This window comes from Aquimarina addita (genome assembly GCF_039539305.1).
GTDB classification, from domain to species: domain Bacteria; phylum Bacteroidota; class Bacteroidia; order Flavobacteriales; family Flavobacteriaceae; genus Aquimarina; species Aquimarina addita.
The window spans coordinates 57,153-75,210 of sequence record NZ_BAABCW010000003.1; the positions used below are offsets into that span (position 1 = coordinate 57,153).

An 18,058-nucleotide genomic window follows, 5' to 3' on the forward strand; every position below is an offset into this window, starting at 1 on the left:
TTACATCATTGATATTAGTATATTTATACGCTAAAAGCTTTCACATGCGCACCATCCCTTTAATTATCAGCACTTTATTAATAAACATCGTTGTTCTTGCTCAAAAAACCGATAGTTCAAATTTTGATTTCACTACAGTTTTTGAAAAAAGTAATGGTAAAGAAACTCCTGTATATAAAGAAGTCATTCTCTATTACCAACAACTTGCCATAGCATTTCCAGAAATTAATATCCAGGAAGTAGGAACCACAGATAGTGGGTATCCATTACATATTGTAACGCTAAATCCTGATAGAGAATTTGATTTTAAAACTATTAGAAAAGACAAAAGAATTGTACTGATCAATAATGGAATTCATCCTGGCGAAAGCGATGGTATCGATGCCACAATGCTCCTATTCAGAGATCTTGCTACCGGAGTAATTAATGCATCAGAAAATACAGTCCTTGTCACAATTCCGGTATATAATATAGGAGGTGCTTTGAATCGTAACTCAGGAACACGAACCAATCAGAATGGTCCTTTATCCTATGGATTCCGTGGTAACGCCCGTAACTATGACCTCAACCGTGATTTTATCAAAAACGATACTAAAAATGCTGAAGCTTTCACAAAAGCTTTTCATACCATTCAACCGGATGTTTTTATTGATACACATGTAAGTAATGGGGCAGATTACCAGTATACATTGACCCACCTTTTCACTCAACACAATAAATTAGGTGGTGCACTAGGTACCTATTTACATACAGAATTGCAGCCACAATTAGAAAACCTGTTATCTAAAAAAAACTGGGATATCACACCGTACGTTAATGTCTGGGGTACTACACCTGATAAAGGCTGGGAACAATTTATGGATTCTCCCCGATACTCCACAGGATACACTACCCTATGGAATACCTTAGGAATGATGATAGAAACACATATGCTCAAACCCTATAAACAAAGAGTAGAAGGAACATATGAACTCTTAAAATCAATGATTGAAATTACAGAAAAAGATGGAAAAAAAATACGGTCTCTCAGAGAAAAATCTTTTTCAGAACTTCCCAAACAAAAGACATATGAAATCCATTGGAAAGTTGATACTACCAATATTACTACATTTAATTTTAAAGGATATGAAGGCGAGTATATAAACAGTCAAATAACGGGAGGAAAACGATTAAAATATGATTCAAACAAGCCATACACAAGAGAAGTGTCTTATCAGAATTATTTTACCTCAAGCACAAAAATTACCATACCAAAGGCCTATATCATCCCGCAAGGATGGTGGCGTATCATCAAAAAGCTTCAATTGAATCAAATTACTTATAAAGTATTGCAAAAAGATACCACATTCACTGTTGAAGAATATCGTATTCACAATTTTAAAAGTAAAAAAGAACCTTTTGAAGGGCATTATATACATCAGGAAACAGAAATAAAGAAAAGTACCCGACAAATAGTATGTAAGAAAGGAGATTTTTTAATCCCTACGGATCAAAGTGGCTTTAGGTACTTGATGGAAACCCTAGAACCTCAGGCAACTGATTCTTTCTTTAATTGGAATTTTTTTGATACTATTCTACAACAAAAAGAAGGCTTTTCTCCCTATGTATGGGAGGATAAAGCATATGAATTACTACAAGAGAATTCAGAAGTAAGAAACGAATTTGAAGAAAAGAAAAAAGATCCGGCTTTTTCTAAAAATGAATATGCGCAATTAGATTGGTTACACAAACAATCTGATCATTATGAAAACGCGCATATGAGATACCCTGTGTATCGATTGATGAAATAACTTCACTTCAAATTTAGTGCATCAATTCTGGCATCAATTCCAGATGATTTCATATCTTTTTCGATTGTATCAAATGCTGTTTTATCTACACTTTTGATGATACTTCCTTGTTTTAAGTAATGAAGGTAATCACAAGTTTCATGAAGTGTCGAAAAAATATGAGAGGACAATACGACTATCTTATTTAACGCCTTTAATCTCATTACTATCTGATTAATCATAATGTTACTATGGATATCAACACCATTAAAAGGTTCGTCCAGAATAAAAATATCGTTACGTTGTAAAAGAATACCGGTAAGTGCTAGTTTCTTTTTCATACCTGTAGAATATGTTTCTGCATATTGTTGTAATGGAAGATCAAAAATATTTTGCTCTTTAAAATCAGTAAGTTTAACCTTTCTGGCATTACAAACTAATTGCAGATATTCTTTTCCGGTAATTTTAGATAAAAAATGTGGATTAGTAGGTAAAAAACCCACACGGCTCTTTATAGAGACCTGATTATAATCAATCTGTCCTTTGTATGCTTCTAATCCTGCAATACAAGAAAACAAAGTCGTTTTACCAGCACCATTTTCTCCCACAACTCCATTAATTTCTCCCGGTTTAAAAGATACATTAATAGCGTTCAGAACTTGCTTAGCGCCATATGATTTACTAATTAGATTTACACTAATCATATTAATATCGTATTTAAATTACGTATCGCCTTTGTATAAAAGTAAGGAACCACAATCAATAAGGCTGGAGGAAAAAGTAAACACAATACTCCAACTAATCCTTGTAATAGTATTACTCCTTCTCCGTGAAAGGCATATTTTAATAATACATACAACAACACAAAGATAATTCCTAAAATTTCAAATCCCATGGCTATAAATAATTGATTCCAAAATGCCACAGCTAAGATCAAAATAATAGGTAAGGCTAATAAAAAACTATAAATCACAGCAATTTTCATTTTATATATCAGAAACTCTTTTGGCTTCATATTATGAATCCATATATAGTATAACGGATCTGATGTACCATAAAAACCAGAACAGATTAAAGAACTTAGTATAACAGAAAAGATCCCTAAATTAAAATTATTCACATAAACAGCAATTATTGCCAATCCATATGCTAATAAGAACACCCAAAATGTCTTACGGAATCCAATGGCAAACTCAAACGGCCACGTGTAAAAAGGAGTTGGTAGTACAAAATTAAATGTATTGGTTTTTTTTATAAAAGAAAGTACAACAGCCGCAATCAATACTGATAAACTTTCTGTATAATTGCTTTTATACAACATAAATAGTAAAAAAGGGATTGCTAATAATACATGGTTAGCACATATAATCTTTCTATAATCCGAAGTAGAAAAATGCTGTTTTATTAGCATCGAATGTTTTCTAGAGCCCATAAAAAACAGTACCAAAACGGCGATTGCAGGATAAAAGTAATTTGGCTGCATCACCTTATTATAAAAAGAAGTAGACGCCCAATAAAACAAAATTGAAATTATCAAATAAGCAATGATAGGTGACACTCCAAAGTCCTTAATATGTCTATGTAAGCGTCTATATTGTAGCAAAAAATAAAACTTCATAGCAGTTAATCCCTTTGATGTATCAATTCTTTATATAGTTTCTCTAATTCTAAAAACAGATCCTCATACAATATAATAATCGGATCTTCATCCTTATATCCAGTGATAAACTGAAGACGGTCATCTAATAAGTAATCTGCTTTTACATTATAATTAACACGATCAAATTGATACTTTAATTTTCCTAAGACACCTGATTCTAAATTTACTACAAATACATTATCCTCTGTATCTGGAGGAACTTGATGTTGAAAAATCAGATAAGAACCTCTCAGAATTATTTCTCCTATAGAATCCCACCGTAACTTCTCCGGACTCCCTGTAAGACCCCAATCACTAATGAAAATCCATTTTTGAAGTTCTCCTTTAGCGATATATATTCCATGAGAAGTTCTATATACTTTATATAAATCATTAGAAATAGTAACATCAAAAGAACTATTATTATATGAAACGCAAGAACCGCAATAAAGTAAAAATGCATTACTTTTTTCAACAATCTGAAACGTATCAGTATCAGATTCATTAGTATTATACAATGTTTTTAAGGTATCTCCTTTAATGAGGAGTGAATAATTATCAGGCATTTCCACTTTAACGGTATCCCAAGGTATATCTGGATAAATTAACGTTTCAAAATAAGTGTTTCCTTTAATTTTTTTATTTGAAAAATAACCACTGATAATCCATTGTAAAGAAGGATCGGGTGTATCTTTCATTTTAGGAAATAATTCTTTTTGTATTCTTCTTAAGAAAAACTTGTTTTCTACAGCATTCAATGCAGTAGGAACTAAAAATACATTTTGTATGCCACAATAGCAGCGATATGTACTAAACTTAAAAACCTCTTTGGTTTTACCATTCCTAATTTTTAAATCAGTTCCACCAAAAGTGCTACCGCTTTCGTAAAAAGAAAACAATGTATCAAGGACACTGTCTTTATTAATATCTTCAATTACCGGAGGATACTCTTTATATGACTGTCCACTTACAGTATATATCAATGTAAGGTATAGTATAAATACTGTATTTAATTTCAAAATATCATAATCAAATTAATGAAGAAGAACGCTTTCCTTCAGATTCATCTATTAATAAGACAAAATTGGAGTAAAAAAGTTACATTTTTAAGATAAATATTTATGAGAAAACAGTTGTCTGATATTAGCATAAGAGTCTTTTAATGCCTTTTTTGATTTCTGAGTATCTTTCCATTTTACCTTCATAATCCCTTCTTCTTTTTGAGGAATCAACGCTCCACTATAATCAGTTTTCATTTCGAACCAGTAGGTTACCTTAAGTTTAAATTGCCCATTCCTTTTAAAAACATGATAAGATTTGTACAAGAATTTAGTGATTTCTAAATTGCTTACCCCTGTTTCCTCTTCCACTTCACGTATAGCAGTTGATTCTATATCTTCTTTTTTCTCAACTTTACCCTTAGGCAAATCCCATTTTCCATTTCTTTTAATAAAAAGAATCTCTTTATTAGCATTATATACCTTACCCCCTCCAGCGATCACGACAGGTAACTTAGAGTACAAGTGCTCTAGAAGTTTTTCTTCTGACTTATGATAAAAATGATATTTTGCTTCCTTTCCCTGATCTTCTTTTTTTAATATATCTTTTATCACTGTGGAAAATTCCACCTCTTTAATATGAATTGTTTCAAATTCATCAATACTCTTTTTTGTAGAGAGAATAATTGGCGTATTATTCACAAAAACTTTATACATTTGCACTATGATTTTTGATAAAAATACAGCAAAAAAAACTGCTGAGTTACTTTTGCAAATTAATGCAATTAAATTACAACCGCAAGAACCTTTTAATTGGGCATCTGGATGGAAATCTCCAATATACTGTGATAACCGTATCACGCTTTCATATCCAGTCATTAGGAATTATCTAAGAGAAAACCTAGCCAAATTTATTGAAGAAACCTATGGTAAGCCAGATGTAATTGCAGGTGTAGCCACTGGGGCTATAGGCATTGGAATGCTGGTTGCAGAGCAATTAAACTTACCTTTCATATACGTAAGACCAGAAGCCAAATCTCATGGAAGAAAAAACCAAATAGAAGGCATTATTCCTAAAGGAAAAAATGTAGTAGTCGTAGAAGATCTTATCAGCACTGGTAAAAGTAGCCTTAATGCAGTAAAAGCGCTTAGAGAAGCAGAAGCTACTATAAAAGGTATGGTGGCTATTTTTGATTATGGCTTTGATATTGCTACAGAGAACTTTAAGGAAGCATCGCTATCCCTACATACTTTAAGTAATTATGAGAACCTTTTAGAGCAAGCTTTGGACACCAATTATATAACTCAAAAAGAAGAAACTACATTAAAAGACTGGAGAACAAATCCAGCAACTTGGAATCAATAAACCCAATATCTCGATGAATTTAGAAAGCACTACAGTAACTGTAGAAAAAACTCAACAAGAAGTATTTGAATTTTTAACCAAAGTGGAAAACTTTGAACAATTAATGCCGGAGAGCAAACAAAAGTTTGAAAAAATAAATGATGCTCGATTTCTTTTTCAATTAAAAGGGATGCCAGAAATTGTGTTAGAACAAAAAGACCAAACAGCCTATAACAAAGTAGTACTTGGAGCTGCCAGTGAAAAACTTCCCTTTACACTAACTGCTGACATTGTAGATATAGGTGATAAAAAATGCACTACTCAATTATTATTTAAAGGAGAATTTAATGCGATGGTAGGAATGATGATCAAAAATCCAATCCAGAATTTCATTAATACCCTAAGCGAAAACATTAGCAAACTATAATTAGTACGTGGAGCATAAACTCACTAAATGAACTACCTCAAATTATGAGGTAATAGGTGTCAAAAGAACATGACCTCTTCGCTTAAAGAACGGGAAACAAGACTTTTTTCCCTTGATTTTATGTGCTACCAAGTCATGGCCTCAGGGAATTCTATTGATTAAATTAGTACAATAATTTAATCTCTTTAAGATCAAAGTCTCCGATAACTTCATCTTCTAATAAGATTTGAAGTTTCCCAGAATTGCTTACTTTTTTAATAATACCTACAAAAGAATCACCCTTTACATCTACAAATGTTGAGGGTTTATCTTTTCTAAACAAAAGAGACTCATATTCCTCTTTTAATACATCAAAATTTTCTTGACTTAACTCAGAAAACCGATTTTTTAATTTTGACAATAACACTTGCAAGACCTCATCAATATCAAAATTTTTACCCGTAAGTTGTTTTATCGATCCCGCAAAAGGAAGATTATCAAACTCTAATTGGTTTACATTAATTCCGATTCCAATAATGACACCCCTTAATCTGCCACTATTTAATATATTTTCTATTAAAATTCCACATACCTTGTATCTATCTGACAGAATGTCGTTAGGCCATTTTATAGATAATTTAGGTAATATCAGAGAATTCAATGTATCATAAACCGCTAAGGATACCGCTATAGAAATGTAAAATTGATCCATTACTTCTATAGAATTAATTGGCATAAACACGCTACAGGTAAGGTTTTCATTCGCATTGCTTTGCCAGGTGGTTCCCATTTGTCCCTTACCAGTTAGTTGCTCTTTAGCAACCACGCAAACAGGAGTGGTTAAATATTTCTCACGATTCCAATTTCTAAGAAAAGAATTTGTGGAGTCAATGGCATTAACTTTGATTATATGCATAAACGATATGAAAGTTTTTACAAATGTCCGTAAATACGAACATTATACTCATAAAAAGTAATAACTTTACGCAAATTAAAAAAATGCATGATAAAAAAAGAAATCGATAATGATCAATTAATAACGCAAATTATAAAAGGTATTGAAGAAGTAAAGGGTAATGATATAACTATTCTTGATTTAAGAGAAATCGAAAATACGGTATGTAGTTATTTTGTAATCTGTAACGGAACTTCTAATACACAAGTAAATGCAATTGTTAGTTCTATTCAAAAGACAGTTAGTAAAGCACTTAAAGATAAGCCCTGGCATACAGAAGGTAGTGAAAATGCAGAATGGGTCTTAATTGATTACGTAAATGTAGTTGTCCATGTTTTCCAAAAGCATATTAGAGAATTCTATGATATAGAAGAATTATGGGGAGATGCAAAAACAACAACGATCGAAACAAATTATTAAAAAAAGCATAGATGGCTAAAGAAGATAAAAAGACAGACCCAAACAAAAAACCGAAATTCAGCTCCTATTGGATTTATGGTATTATCATTGTTGGATTCTTAGTTTTAAATTTTATAGGAGGAAGTGGTATAGGTAATGCACCAGAAACTAACCCCTCTGATTTCAATAAATTTTTAAGTAATGGTGAGGTACAACGTATCTTAATTATTAACAGACGTAAAGCTCAGGTTTTTCTTACTTCTGAAGCAAAGGCACAGGAAAAGCATAAAAAGAGCAAAAGCAATTCTATTTTACCTAAAAGTCCTAATGACCCGGATTATGAGTTTGAATTTGGTGATTTGCAGAATTTTGAAAATGAAATCGCCAGAATTAAAGATGCAAATGGATTATCAACGGAAGTAGGTTATGATACAGAAAGCAACATGTGGGGAGATATTTTGATTACCTTACTACCGTTTGCTTTGATTATAGGTGTTTGGATATTTATAATGAGACGTATGAGTGGCGGCGCTGGTGGCGGTGCAGGTGGACAGATTTTTAATATTGGAAAATCTAAAGCCAAGTTGTTTGACCAGAATACAGAGGTAAAAGTTTCTTTTGAGAATGTTGCTGGACTTGAAGGCGCTAAAGAAGAAGTACAGGAAATTGTAGATTTCTTAAAAAACCCTGAAAAATATACTTCTTTAGGAGGTAAAATACCAAAAGGAGCTTTATTAGTAGGTCCTCCGGGAACAGGTAAGACCTTACTTGCAAAAGCAGTTGCTGGTGAAGCAAAGGTACCTTTCTTCTCTTTATCAGGTTCTGATTTTGTTGAAATGTTTGTGGGAGTTGGAGCCTCACGTGTACGTGACCTGTTTAAGCAGGCCAAAGAAAAATCACCTGCTATCATATTTATTGATGAAATTGATGCGGTAGGTAGAGCCAGAGGTAAAAGTAATTTCTCAGGATCTAATGACGAAAGAGAAAACACACTAAACCAGCTTCTTACAGAAATGGATGGTTTTGGAACTAACACAAATGTTATAGTGATCGCTGCAACGAACCGTGCAGATGTACTGGATAAAGCATTACTTCGTGCAGGACGTTTTGATCGTCAAATTTATGTAGATCTACCAGATATTCGTGAGCGTAAAGAGATTTTTGAAGTACATTTAAAACCTCTGAAAAAAGTAGAAAACGAACTAGACACAGAGTTTATGGCTAAACAAACTCCGGGATTTTCTGGTGCAGATATTGCCAATGTATGTAATGAGGCGGCACTTATTGCTGCAAGAAAAGATAAAAAAGCGGTAGGAAAACAAGATTTTCTGGATGCAGTAGATAGAATTGTAGGTGGACTGGAGAAAAAAAATAAAATTATCACTCCAGATGAGAAACGAGCCATCGCATTTCATGAAGCGGGTCACGCTACAGTAAGCTGGATGCTAGAACACGCAGCACCTCTTATCAAGGTTACTATTGTTCCCAGAGGGCAATCCCTGGGTGCAGCTTGGTACCTTCCAGAAGAGAGGTTAATCGTAAGACCTAATCAGATGCTGGATGAAATGTGTGCTACCCTAGGAGGTAGAGCAGCAGAAAAAGTAATATTCAATGAAATATCTACAGGAGCTCTAAGTGATCTAGAAAAAGTAACAAAACAAGCCCGTGCTATGGTTACTGTTTACGGACTAAATGACAAGATAGGGAATTTAACTTATTATGATTCTTCAGGTCAAAATGAATATGGTTTTACAAAACCTTACAGCGAACAGACCAGTGAACTTATTGATAAAGAAATTTCTAACATAATAGAGCAACAATATATAAGAGCTATCGATTTGTTAGAGAAAAATAAGGATAAACTAACCGAGCTTGCAGAAGTCTTATTAGAAAAAGAGGTTATTTTTAAAGATAACCTGGAAAAGATTTTTGGAAAACGACCTTTTGGAAAACAAGAAGAGACGTTAATAGAGCCATCATAGAGAATCAGTTTCCTAAGAGTATACCAAAAAAATCTTCATCTAACAACTATATTAGGTGAAGATTTTTTACCTTTGTAGGTAATGTGAATACATAATCCCCAATTGAAAATAAAAAATGAGTCTATTTAGAAGATTATTTTCCTCAAAATCTAAATCAGACCAAAAGAGTAAGGAGCGTCACTCGGATGACCGTAGTAAATATATGCCAGAAATCAACTTACCGGTTGATGAAAGTTTTATGATTAATTTCAAACGCAACGGTGGTAAATTTTTATACTGTGATACCGATGAAGAAATTCTTGATTCTTTTGATAAGATTCTTCTTGAAAATGATTGGTATGAAAAAGACGTCTGTTGCTTTGACATAGGGCTAGAGCATAAATTCTCTGGATTCAACCTTACTTACATTAAAAACAATTCAGCCTCTTTTTTCCTTGCTACCTGCGAATATTTAATTGCAGACAGCGGGTCTATTCTTATATCTTCTAATCAACTTCGTGAAAAAAAACTAACAGAACTCCCGGACAGTTTTATTATCCTGGCGGGAACTAGTCAAATAGTTAGTAATATCGGGGAGGGACTCAAGGGTATCAAAGAGAAAAACAAGAACTCCATTCCTTCAAACATTACCACCATTAAAAACTTCGAGCCACAGAAAGAAAAAGACTTCTTAAGTTATGGAAGTACCTCAAAAAATCTATATTTGCTCCTGCTGGAAGACTTATAATATGAAGGAACTGCTTACAAGATCTTTATCGGGATTACTTTACATCACGATTTTACTTACGTCCATATACCTATCAGAATATACTTTTATAATAGTATTCTTATTATTTGGTATTCTATGTATATATGAATTTCAGAAACTAATACATCTTAAAAAATTATGGCTGTACGGTGTTTTTCTTGGATTTTTAGCGCTTTTTCATCTAGTAAAGGTACCTTTATTTGTAACGATTATATTACTCGCATTTACAATCATTACACAATTATTTTTAGTCAGAGATCTGGTAACCATCAGGATCATCCCTATGTTTGAAAAAAGGAAATACCTAACAAGTATATTTTTCCTGATGACTTCTATTGTATTTTTGACATTAATCCCTTTTTATAATGGAGTATACGATCGGACTATTATTGTAACAGCCCTATTTATGATTTGGATTAATGATTCTTTTGCTTATTTGGTTGGCAAAAACTTTGGAAAACATAAATTATTAGAACGGATATCTCCCAAGAAAACTATAGAAGGGTTTGTAGGGGGCTTATGCTTCACATTAATAGCAGGTTATCTTATTGCTCTCTACACAGATTCATTATCCATACCAATTTGGTTGATTATAAGCTTAATTATGAGTATTTTTGGTACACTAGGCGATCTTATACAATCTAAATTTAAAAGACAAGCAGGAGTTAAAGATAGCGGATCAATAATGCCAGGACACGGTGGTATCTTTGACAGATTAGATAGCATTATATTTGCAAGTCCGTTTCTATATTTATTTTTACTAATAATTACGTATGTTTCACAAGGAAGGTTATAAAATAATATCAATTGCAATAGTACTTTTTTTAGGTATTAATGTGGCTTCTTATGTCGCTATTCAATTAGATTACTGGATTTTTTCGATTTTTCTGATCACACTAGCTTTTCTGATACTTATTTTACAATTTTTTAGAAATCCTAAAAGGGAAACAAACACAAATGAAGCTACCGTAGTATCACCAGTAGATGGCAAAGTAGTTGTAATTGAAGAGGTGTTTGAAAAAGAATTTTTTAAAAAAGAAATGATTCAGGTATCCGTCTTTATGTCGCCACTTAATGTACACGTGACCAGACACCCTATAGCTGGAGAAGTAAAATTCAGCAAATACCATCCTGGCAAATATTTAGTTGCCTGGCATCCTAAAGCCTCTGAAGAAAACGAGAGAACTACCGTAGTTGTAAAAAACAACAAAGTAGAAATTCTATACAGACAAATAGCAGGAGCACTTGCCAAAAGAATTGTGAATTATGCTCAGGAAGGTCAGAAAGTAATTCAAGGAGCGGATAGTGGTTTTATCAAATTTGGCTCCAGAGTTGACGTGTTTTTACCCATAGGGACAGAAATAAAAGTAGCTCTGCATCAAAAAGTAAAAGGAGGAGAAAGCATTATTGCTAGTATATAATATGTATGAACAAAGAGGAACTACATATCGAATTCCTAAAAGCTTTCGAAAAAGCGAGCAATACTGCTATTGAATTACCTCCTGATATTATGCTTCATTTCTATGCATATTATAAACATGGCACTCATACAGAAGATTTCTATACCCCATCAGGAAATATAGAACTTAGAAATGCTTTTAAGCTTAATGCCTTACTACAGGTAAAAAACCTTACTCCAGACGAGGCCAAGCTTAAATACATTGAGCTTGTCAATCAATACATTACCGACTAGATCCAGTTATCAGAATCATAGCGTTTTAGACAACCTTAATTGCTAAACCATATGAATAAAGCCGCAAAATCAAGAGTCTTTAAAAAAACGCTCTCAACTTTGCAACTTTAAAACATCAGTTACTTAAGACTCGCTAAACTAGATTTTAATGTTTCTATGGTAGCTTCAGCATCTGATTGTTTTTTTCGCTCTAAAGTAATTACCTGCTCTGGTGCATTATTTACAAAACGTTCATTCTGTAATTTCTTTTGTACCGATTTTAAAAATCCTTCTGCCCGAACTAATTCTTTAGTCAGTTTTTCGATTTCTTCCTCTACATTTATAGCACCCGTAATTGGAATAAAATATTCATTAGATTTTACCCTAAAAGAAAGTGCTCCCTCTACCTTTTTTTCTACATAATCCAAAGATGAAAGATTCCCAAGTTTAGTAATAATTGGATCAAATCTATCATTTGTATTATCGTGATTTAACACAGATAATTCTATAGTTTCTTTAAACGAAATATTCTTCTCTTTTCTGATCGTCCTAATTCCAGAAATAACATCTGCAGCTATCGTAAATTCTTGAATAAACTCCTCTTCTATCACAGCTTTTTTCGGCCAACTGGAAATGATCAATGCTTCTTCTGTCGTACGATCATCAATGTGTTGCCAGATTTCTTCTGAAATAAAAGGGACAAAGGGATGTAAAATTTTTAAATTATCTTCTAAAATTGCAAGTACTTCTTGATATGATGTAGCATCAATCGGAGCTTGATACGCTGGTTTGATCATCTCCAGAAACCAACTACAAAAATCATCCCATATTAGCTTATATGTAATCATTAAAGCATCACTGATGCGATATTTATCATAATTATCCTCCAGAGCTACTAAAGCTTGTTGGAATCTAGCCTTATACCAAGTAATAGCAATTGCAGAAGACGTAGGCTGTTTTATTGTATTATCTACTTCCCATCCGGTAATTAGCTTTGCAGCATTAAATATCTTATTTACAAAAGCACTCCCCTGCTTACAGAGGTCCTCATCAAACATCAGGTCATTTCCTGCTGGAGAACTCAATAACATACCTACGCGGATACCATCTGCGCCATATTGAGCTATCAGATCTAATGGATCTGGAGAATTGCCCAGAGATTTAGACATTTTACGTCGTTGCTTATCCCTTACAATACCTGTTAGATATACATTAGTAAAAGGTTTCTCTTTTCTATATTCATAACCAGCGATAATCATACGTGCCACCCAAAAGAATAAAATCTCGGGAGCGGTTACCAAATCATTTGTTGGATAGTAATAATTAATCTCTTTATTATCAGGTTCCAGAATTCCGTTAAAAACACTCATTGGCCATAACCAGGAAGAGAACCACGTATCCAGCGCATCCGCATCCTGTATCAGGTCTGCATCTGTCAAGGCAGCATTATTAGTTTTTTCTTTTGCTAATTGCAAAGCTTCTGATCGGCTTTCTGCAACTACAAAATCTTCTTTGCCATCTCCATAGAAATAAGCTGGAATCTGATGTCCCCACCATAGCTGACGTGAGATATTCCAATCTCTCACATTTTCCATCCAATACCGATACGTACTTATAAATTTTTCCGGAACTAAACGAACGTCTTGCTCCAGAACAGCATCTAGTGCTGGCTGTGCTAAATCTTTCATTTTTAAGAACCATTGATCACTTAATCTAGGTTCAATTACGGCTTTAGTACGTTCACTGGTTCCTACTTTATTAAGATGCGTTTCGGTTTTTTCTAATACTCCTATCTCTTTTAATTCCTTTACAATCTCCTTACGAACTACAAAGCGATCTTTACCTTCATAATGCATCCCAAAAGAATTAAGCGTTGCATCTTCATTAAAAATATCAATAACTTCTAACCCGTGCTTATCACCTAATGTTTTATCATTTATATCATGAGCAGGAGTAACTTTAAGACAACCTGTACCAAACTCAATATCCACATATTCATCTTCTATAATCGGGATAGAACGATTTACAATTGGTACTATCGCCTTTTTACCTTTAAGATGAGTAAAACGTTCATCATTAGGATTAATACATATCGCAGTATCTCCCATGATAGTCTCAGGACGCGTCGTTGCAATTGTTAACGTATCATCACTTCCTTCTATTTTGTATTTTAAGTAATAAAGATTGCCTTGTTTCTCCTCATAGATAACTTCTTCATCAGACAATGTAGTTTTTGCTTCAGGATCCCAGTTCACCATGCGGTAACCTCTATAAATCAGCCCTTTTTTATACAAATCTACAAATACTTTTATTACAGATGCAGACAGATTGTCATCCATAGTAAACGCCGTTCGATCCCAATCACAAGATGCTCCTAGTTTCTTAAGCTGTTCCAGAATAATCCCACCATGTTTATGAGTCCATTCCCATGCATGTTCCAAAAATTCCTCTCGGGTAAGATCATTCTTATCAATACCATCTTCTTTTAATTTGGCTACTACTTTAGCCTCTGTAGCAATAGAAGCATGATCCGTTCCTGGCACCCAGCAAGCATTAAATCCCTTAAGTCGTGCTTTTCTTATTAATACATCCTGAATTGTATTATTAAGCATATGACCCATATGCAAAACACCAGTAACATTAGGAGGAGGAATGACTATTGTATACGCTTCTCTATCATCTACTTCAGAATGAAAATAATTATTTTCCATCCAGTATTTATACCACTTTTCTTCTACCGATTGCGAATCGTATTTTCCTTCTAACCCCATACTTTGGTCTGGTTTTTGATTTTTAAAAGGCAAAAGTAATTATTATATCCGACAACGTGAAAGTCTTTTGCAATTTTGCAGTTGGATAAAAAGTAGTACTTTTACACTTTATTTAAAACCGATGGTTATGAAAAAAATTATGATGATTTTATGTATAGGTCTTCTTGGAGCTACTATAAATGCTCAGAAAGCTAAAATAGAATTTAAATCAGAAGTAGTAGATTATGGCGAGATTGCTAAAGGTAGTAATGGTGTTCGTCAATTCGAATTCACCAATACAGGAGATGCTCCTTTAATTATTTCTAGAGTATATTCCAGCTGTGGATGCACAATTCCTAAAAAGCCCGAAGGACCTATAGCACCAGGTAAAAGTGGAGTTATAGAAGTAAAATATGACACAAAACGAGTAGGTCCTATACGTAAAACAATATCTGTATACTCTAATGCATCAGAAGAAACCTTAGCTCTTAAGATTAAGGGAACTATTTTAGATAGTAAAAGTGTACTAGAAAAAAAGAATTAAAGCGTACTTAGAAATTTATAGAAAAAGTCTTACTGCAGCCGGTAAGACTTTTTTTTATATCATTATGTCCCATCCTGAAATAAGTTGACATACCATTGATTTATTTATATCACTTTTTTTAATCTAAATGTATAATTAATGATTACTCCTAATCGTTGAACTTTTATTTTAATCCTTTTTCCTGCTTCAGAATAAAAAAGATCATTTATAGCGGATAATGTATAATGATGAGATGCTTTACCGTTTATTTCCAAAATTTCATCATCTTCTTTTAGACCTGCAATATCAGCAGGAGAATCCGGTCTTACATCTGATACTTTATATGTTGGATGCAATGCATATATAAAACCTCCTACATCTGCCTTGAGTACTTCTTTTATTATTTTACCCTCCTCTTTATTAAGAAATTCTAATGATGGGCGTGAGGTAGCTTTACGGATATTATAATCTTTTAATACCCTTACTCCACTATGCTCTATTGTTAATCCACTCATATTATAATAAAATGGCTTAGAAAAGCCACTATTCTTTCTAAATGAAATTTTACTGTTAGGGTAATCGATGATCAGGTTGAACCTTTTTAGAAGACTTCCTCCTATAGAACCATGGCGATTGTGTAAATAAACACCGTTAGTATAAAGAGAATCAGGAAAAGAAGTTGTCACTTCTTTAAGCTCAAAATCACCAATATAAAAACGGTCTATCTTTGTTTTTTTACCATATATATCTCCATTAAAACCTTTCCCTAAGAAATCATCAAAAGATTTTTTTGGGATATGAATACCTCTTTTTTTGTTTTCGAATAACCACAATGCAGAACCAGAACCAGAGTCTAATAAGAGGTTTACATCTGTAATACCTTCATTCGTTTTACACCTCATCTGTATTAAAGGTCTTTTTCTTCCGTGAGTAAGATCTAAGCCTGTGTCATAACATTTTTTACAAGGTTTATAAGTATAAGTTTCAGGGTCATGGATTTTGATTAATTTCTTTGTATAGTTAATATCAACAACAAAATCCTTAAAAAAATCATATCCAATAATACCGTGAACAGGAAACCCCATCTGGGATGAAAAATTAATAGAATCATCAAAAACCATATACACGGTATGATTACTGCTAATCGCATTTCCAATACTTAATCTGTTATTTGTTGATTTGATAGCTTCTACAGGATCATCATTCCCAAACCCTCTTATAAATATTTTTGATACATTATTTAATTCTAAAGACTCCTTTTTATCTAAGCTGAATAAAATAGTACCACCTACGCCTGTATCTAAAATGAAGGATAACTCCAAGCCATTGAGAGTAACCGGAATAATAATTAGATTATTGACCAATGTAAATTTAAACCTATCCTTCCTTATCTTCTCTTGAAATTCGAATCCTTTTTGTGTATAACACATAAAAGAGATCATTAAAAATAGAATAAAGGTGTTTGTCTTAAGAAAATGATAAAAATTCAAGTATAAAATCTTCATTATACTAAATATAAAAAAATAGTTGAAAATTCCTGAGAATAATAAACTTAAATACTAAATTATTTTGGAAATTTGTCACTATTTTGAAATTTTTAAAAACTAACGAATGCCTGTTGTATCAAGAAAAGGTAAAGCAATGCCCGAATCGCCGATTCGTAAATTAGCTCCTTTTGCAGAAAAAGCCGTAAGAGAAGGCAAACACATCTATCATCTTAATATCGGTCAACCTGATATAAAAACACCTACAGAAGCGATGGAAGCTGTGAGAAATCACAAATTAGAAGTACTTGCTTATAGTCATTCAGCCGGTTTTGAAAGTTTCAGAGATAAGCTTGCTGGCTATTATGCTAAACATGATATCACTATTTCATCAGATGATATTTTAGTTACTACAGGTGGTAGTGAAGCATTGATTTTTACTATGGGCAGTATCACTGATCCAGGAGATGAAATCATTGTCCCAGAACCTTTTTATGCAAATTACTATAGTTTTTCAACACAATCAACTATAACAGTGGTTCCTGTTATTTCTAAAATTGAAGATGATTTTGCATTACCTCCAATAAAGAATTTCGAAAAATTAATTACTCCAAAAACAAAAGCCATATTAATTTGTAATCCTGGCAATCCTACTGGGTACCTATATAGTAAGGATGAGATTAAGCAATTAGCAGCATTAGCCATTAAGCATGATGTATTCTTAATATCTGATGAAGTATATCGAGAATTCGTATATGACGGTTCAGAACATTATTCTATACTACAAGAGACAGAATTAGATGATCATGCGATAGTAGTCGATTCTGTATCTAAGCGATATAGTATGTGTGGTGCAAGAATTGGTTGCCTGGTTAGTAAAAACAAAAGTGTCATGGAAACAGCTATGAAATTCGCTCAGGCAAGACTAAGCCCTCCTACCTTTGCACAAATTGCAAGTGAGGCTGCTCTGGAAGCTCCAGATTCTTATTATACGGACACTATAGACAAATACAAAGAAAGAAGAAACACCCTCGTGCAAGAATTAAGACAAATCCCTGGTGTAAAAGTAGCTATGCCAAAAGGGGCATTCTATTGCATAGCACAATTACCTGTATCAAACGCGGATCATTTTGCAAAATGGTTATTAGATGATTTTGATGTGGATAAACAGACTGTTATGGTTGCTCCAGCTTCTGGATTCTATTCCAGTGCGAATGTAGGGTTGAATCAAGTAAGGATTGCTTATGTTTTAAACAGAAGAGATCTTAAAAAAGCAGTTCATATATTAAAACTAGGGTTAGAAAAATATACCCTCCAGGAATCTACTGTAACAACACAGAGCACATTACTTACATAAAAATGATCACAATCAGCATAAATTAGAAATC

Annotated in this window: 18 protein-coding genes; 11 read left to right on the forward strand and 7 right to left on the reverse strand. The window is 33.1% G+C overall.

The genetic code is table 11. The features are described 5' to 3' along the window. Positions 1-44 precede the first annotated feature (44 nt). On the forward strand, positions 45-1,790 hold the full coding sequence (locus ABD816_RS05045; RefSeq protein ID WP_344925301.1) for a M14 family metallopeptidase: 1,746 nt from the start codon (positions 45-47) through the stop codon (positions 1,788-1,790). A 2-nt stretch (positions 1,791-1,792) separates the two neighbouring features. Here the strand turns inward: ABD816_RS05045 and ABD816_RS05050 are convergent, their stop codons facing one another. From ABD816_RS05050 to ABD816_RS05065, 4 genes are all read right to left on the reverse strand, one after another. Then, a complete protein-coding gene (locus tag ABD816_RS05050; RefSeq protein WP_344925302.1) occupies positions 1,793-2,473 on the reverse strand; it encodes an ATP-binding cassette domain-containing protein in 681 nt (226 codons plus the stop codon). After that, entirely contained in the window at positions 2,470-3,387 is a 918-nt protein-coding gene (locus ABD816_RS05055; protein WP_344925303.1) for a hypothetical protein, read from the reverse strand. The genes ABD816_RS05050 and ABD816_RS05055 overlap by 4 nt, the downstream gene beginning before the upstream one ends. Before the next feature lie 5 nt (positions 3,388-3,392). Then, positions 3,393-4,427 carry a hypothetical protein gene (locus ABD816_RS05060; RefSeq protein WP_344925304.1) on the reverse strand — a complete coding sequence of 345 codons (1,035 nt, stop codon included), beginning with the start codon at positions 4,425-4,427 and terminating at the stop codon, positions 3,393-3,395. A gap of 87 nt (positions 4,428-4,514) precedes the next feature. Continuing rightward, on the reverse strand, positions 4,515-5,123 hold the full coding sequence (locus tag ABD816_RS05065; protein WP_344925305.1) for an NUDIX hydrolase: 609 nt from the start codon (positions 5,121-5,123) through the stop codon (positions 4,515-4,517). Between the two features lie 7 nt (positions 5,124-5,130). Between ABD816_RS05065 and pyrE the strand changes: the two genes are divergently transcribed. Both pyrE and ABD816_RS05075 read left to right on the forward strand, forming a co-directional pair. Continuing rightward, the gene (gene pyrE / locus ABD816_RS05070) at positions 5,131-5,772 is read left to right on the forward strand and encodes an orotate phosphoribosyltransferase (RefSeq protein ID WP_344925307.1); all 642 of its coding nucleotides are present in this window, start codon (positions 5,131-5,133) and stop codon (positions 5,770-5,772) included. A 13-nt stretch (positions 5,773-5,785) separates the two neighbouring features. Beyond that, entirely contained in the window at positions 5,786-6,178 is a 393-nt protein-coding gene (locus tag ABD816_RS05075; RefSeq protein ID WP_344925308.1) for an SRPBCC family protein, read from the forward strand. A gap of 163 nt (positions 6,179-6,341) precedes the next feature. Here ABD816_RS05075 and ABD816_RS05080 read toward each other — a convergent pair whose 3' ends face one another. Next, the gene (locus ABD816_RS05080; protein ID WP_344925309.1) at positions 6,342-7,073 is read right to left on the reverse strand and encodes a biotin--[acetyl-CoA-carboxylase] ligase; all 732 of its coding nucleotides are present in this window, start codon (positions 7,071-7,073) and stop codon (positions 6,342-6,344) included. Positions 7,074-7,160: 87 nt separating this feature from the next. Between ABD816_RS05080 and rsfS the strand changes: the two genes are divergently transcribed. The 6 genes from rsfS to ABD816_RS05110 all read left to right on the forward strand — a co-directional run bounded on the left by rsfS (position 7,161) and on the right by ABD816_RS05110 (position 11,934). Further along, complete coding sequence (gene rsfS / locus ABD816_RS05085) at positions 7,161-7,532, forward strand: ribosome silencing factor (RefSeq protein WP_344925311.1); 372 nt, start codon at positions 7,161-7,163, stop codon at positions 7,530-7,532. A gap of 11 nt (positions 7,533-7,543) precedes the next feature. Next, positions 7,544-9,493 carry an ATP-dependent zinc metalloprotease FtsH gene (ftsH, locus tag ABD816_RS05090; RefSeq protein ID WP_344925312.1) on the forward strand — a complete coding sequence of 650 codons (1,950 nt, stop codon included), beginning with the start codon at positions 7,544-7,546 and terminating at the stop codon, positions 9,491-9,493. Positions 9,494-9,608: 115 nt separating this feature from the next. Continuing rightward, entirely contained in the window at positions 9,609-10,220 is a 612-nt protein-coding gene (locus ABD816_RS05095; RefSeq protein ID WP_344925315.1) for an LUD domain-containing protein, read from the forward strand. Position 10,221: 1 nt separating this feature from the next. Then, the gene (locus ABD816_RS05100; RefSeq protein ID WP_344925316.1) at positions 10,222-11,037 is read left to right on the forward strand and encodes a phosphatidate cytidylyltransferase; all 816 of its coding nucleotides are present in this window, start codon (positions 10,222-10,224) and stop codon (positions 11,035-11,037) included. Further along, positions 11,015-11,662, forward strand: coding sequence for a phosphatidylserine decarboxylase family protein (locus ABD816_RS05105; RefSeq protein WP_344925317.1), 648 nt, complete (start codon positions 11,015-11,017; stop codon positions 11,660-11,662). Before ABD816_RS05100 ends, ABD816_RS05105 begins: the two co-directional genes overlap by 23 nt. 5 nt (positions 11,663-11,667) lie before the next feature. Beyond that, a complete protein-coding gene (locus ABD816_RS05110) occupies positions 11,668-11,934 on the forward strand; it encodes an acyl-CoA-binding protein (protein ID WP_344925319.1) in 267 nt (88 codons plus the stop codon). A 119-nt stretch (positions 11,935-12,053) separates the two neighbouring features. Here the strand turns inward: ABD816_RS05110 and ABD816_RS05115 are convergent, their stop codons facing one another. Beyond that, a complete protein-coding gene (locus ABD816_RS05115; protein WP_344925320.1) occupies positions 12,054-14,684 on the reverse strand; it encodes a valine--tRNA ligase in 2,631 nt (876 codons plus the stop codon). A 127-nt stretch (positions 14,685-14,811) separates the two neighbouring features. Here ABD816_RS05115 and ABD816_RS05120 point away from each other — a divergent pair, with 127 nt between their 5' ends. Beyond that, positions 14,812-15,207 (forward strand): DUF1573 domain-containing protein, encoded by a 396-nt coding sequence (locus tag ABD816_RS05120; protein WP_344925321.1) that lies wholly within the window; start codon positions 14,812-14,814, stop codon positions 15,205-15,207. A gap of 104 nt (positions 15,208-15,311) precedes the next feature. On the opposite strand, the gene ABD816_RS05125 is transcribed toward ABD816_RS05120, so the two are convergent. Beyond that, positions 15,312-16,616, reverse strand: a complete 1,305-nt coding sequence (locus tag ABD816_RS05125; RefSeq protein WP_344925323.1) for an aspartyl protease family protein — start codon at positions 16,614-16,616, stop codon at positions 15,312-15,314. Positions 16,617-16,797: 181 nt separating this feature from the next. On the opposite strand from ABD816_RS05125, the gene ABD816_RS05130 reads away from it, so the two are divergent. After that, complete coding sequence (locus ABD816_RS05130; protein ID WP_344925324.1) at positions 16,798-18,027, forward strand: pyridoxal phosphate-dependent aminotransferase; 1,230 nt, start codon at positions 16,798-16,800, stop codon at positions 18,025-18,027. Positions 18,028-18,058 lie beyond the last annotated feature (31 nt).

What these genes read in the sequence shown, in the direction of transcription:
- ABD816_RS05100 (WP_344925316.1), top strand. Translation starts at nt 10,222, where the DNA reads ATGAAGGAACTGCTTACAAGATCTTTATCGGGATTACTTTACATCACG.
- pyrE (WP_344925307.1), top strand. Translation starts at nt 5,131, where the DNA reads ATGATTTTTGATAAAAATACAGCAAAAAAAACTGCTGAGTTACTTTTG.
- ABD816_RS05055 (WP_344925303.1), bottom strand. Translation starts at nt 3,387, where the DNA reads ATGAAGTTTTATTTTTTGCTACAATATAGACGCTTACATAGACATATT.
- rsfS (WP_344925311.1), top strand. Translation starts at nt 7,161, where the DNA reads ATGATAAAAAAAGAAATCGATAATGATCAATTAATAACGCAAATTATA.
- ABD816_RS05110 (WP_344925319.1), top strand. Translation starts at nt 11,668, where the DNA reads ATGAACAAAGAGGAACTACATATCGAATTCCTAAAAGCTTTCGAAAAA.
- ABD816_RS05065 (WP_344925305.1), bottom strand. Translation starts at nt 5,123, where the DNA reads ATGTATAAAGTTTTTGTGAATAATACGCCAATTATTCTCTCTACAAAA.
- ABD816_RS05125 (WP_344925323.1), bottom strand. Translation starts at nt 16,616, where the DNA reads ATGTGTTATACACAAAAAGGATTCGAATTTCAAGAGAAGATAAGGAAG.
- ABD816_RS05105 (WP_344925317.1), top strand. Translation starts at nt 11,015, where the DNA reads ATGTTTCACAAGGAAGGTTATAAAATAATATCAATTGCAATAGTACTT.
- ftsH (WP_344925312.1), top strand. Translation starts at nt 7,544, where the DNA reads ATGGCTAAAGAAGATAAAAAGACAGACCCAAACAAAAAACCGAAATTC.
- ABD816_RS05115 (WP_344925320.1), bottom strand. Translation starts at nt 14,684, where the DNA reads ATGGGGTTAGAAGGAAAATACGATTCGCAATCGGTAGAAGAAAAGTGG.
- ABD816_RS05080 (WP_344925309.1), bottom strand. Translation starts at nt 7,073, where the DNA reads ATGCATATAATCAAAGTTAATGCCATTGACTCCACAAATTCTTTTCTT.
- ABD816_RS05120 (WP_344925321.1), top strand. Translation starts at nt 14,812, where the DNA reads ATGAAAAAAATTATGATGATTTTATGTATAGGTCTTCTTGGAGCTACT.
- ABD816_RS05075 (WP_344925308.1), top strand. Translation starts at nt 5,786, where the DNA reads ATGAATTTAGAAAGCACTACAGTAACTGTAGAAAAAACTCAACAAGAA.
- ABD816_RS05130 (WP_344925324.1), top strand. Translation starts at nt 16,798, where the DNA reads ATGCCTGTTGTATCAAGAAAAGGTAAAGCAATGCCCGAATCGCCGATT.
- ABD816_RS05050 (WP_344925302.1), bottom strand. Translation starts at nt 2,473, where the DNA reads ATGATTAGTGTAAATCTAATTAGTAAATCATATGGCGCTAAGCAAGTT.
- ABD816_RS05045 (WP_344925301.1), top strand. Translation starts at nt 45, where the DNA reads ATGCGCACCATCCCTTTAATTATCAGCACTTTATTAATAAACATCGTT.
- ABD816_RS05095 (WP_344925315.1), top strand. Translation starts at nt 9,609, where the DNA reads ATGAGTCTATTTAGAAGATTATTTTCCTCAAAATCTAAATCAGACCAA.